Annotated in this window: 2 protein-coding genes; both read right to left on the bottom strand. The window is 66.2% G+C overall.

Annotation, left to right across the window (positions count from 1 at the left end):
- Positions 1 to 417 (bottom strand): HAD family hydrolase (locus GA0070558_RS32630; RefSeq protein ID WP_141722443.1); only part of this gene is annotated, 417 nt, incomplete at its 3' end.
- A partial coding sequence (locus tag GA0070558_RS32625; protein ID WP_141722442.1) for a GntR family transcriptional regulator occupies positions 414 to 1208 on the bottom strand: 795 nt, incomplete at its 5' end. The genes GA0070558_RS32630 and GA0070558_RS32625, both read right to left, overlap by 4 nt.

The raw sequence follows: 1208 nt of genomic DNA, 5'->3' as shown, positions 1-1208 counted from the left end.
GTACCGGGTGAGTCGGTGAGAGGCCAGATAACGCTCGATGGCGGGGGCTGAGTTATTGCTGACGATGGCGATTGGCCGCCCGGCCTCATGGGCAGCAACGATGACCTCCCTCGCATAGGGCGTCGGTGTGGCGCCGTCGACCGCAGCCAGCTCGGCTCGGCACAACGCGTTCTCAACTCGTACGACCAGCGATGGCGTGCCGATGGTGGCCGAGAAGCGGAGCACTTCGAGCGGGTCGTCGACGGCTCGGATGTGCGCCGGTATCTCGACGCCCTGGTCCTCGATGACGCGGCGCAGCTCGGCCGCGACGGCGGAGTCCGCGAGGGTGGCGAAGACAGCGCAGACCGGCCCGTCGAAGTCCAGCAGAATCGGCCCGGTGTCGCTGAGGACCTGGGCGACGCTGTACCGCGGGTTCATGGCGTGTAGTCGTGCGCGATGGTTGACCACATGGAGTCAAACCAGGTCCGGGCCTGATCGACGTACTGGGACGCGTCGGAAGCCTCGTCGTCGCTGACGGCCCGGTGAAAGAGGATCGCGTCCTTGCCCATTGGGTCGTAGATGGCCGTGGGCTGGCCTTTAATCATGACGGTGTGCTCTACCACCGGGTAGAAGCCGAAGAAGGCTTCCTCGCCGTTGAGGATGTAGAGCTTGAACAGTGGCGCTGCGCGGTGCACGCGCACCTCTGCTACGGCGTCTTTGACCAAGCCGAGGTCTCCGAGTTCGCGCACCGCCTCGACAATCGCGTCCGTATGCCTGCGGGTGATCCGTTCGGCGCGCTCGCGTACGCCGGCATCGTCGGCCTGCGTCTCGGCCAGGCACGGCAGGGCCATGGGCTCTCCCGTGTCCGGGAGCAGAATGCGAACGGTAACGGACTCGGGCGTCAGTAGCCCGGCACGGATCTTGTCGAGCGGCTCGGTCAGCACTCCGTGGAGGGTCTCACCGGAGAAGCCGGCGAACTCGATCGTGACGTGGGCACGCTCGAAGGCCGCCTCGACGTGCGGCCGTAGTCCCACCGGACGCTCGGTTTGCGCGCGAACGAATGCGCCGCTTCCCTGACGGGTGACGATAAGGCGCTCGTCGCGCAGGATGCGCAGCGCTGTCTTGACGGTTTCTCGGGCGACGTTGTAGCGCTCGGCTAGGTCGTTCTGCGACGGCAGTCGCTCGCCTGGCTCGAACTTGCGGGTACGGATCGCAGCTCGCAGAACGTT

This window comes from Micromonospora haikouensis (assembly GCF_900091595.1).
Classification (GTDB): Bacteria; Actinomycetota; Actinomycetes; order Mycobacteriales; family Micromonosporaceae; genus Micromonospora; species Micromonospora haikouensis.
This window is presented reverse-complemented; position numbering and strand designations above follow the sequence as displayed.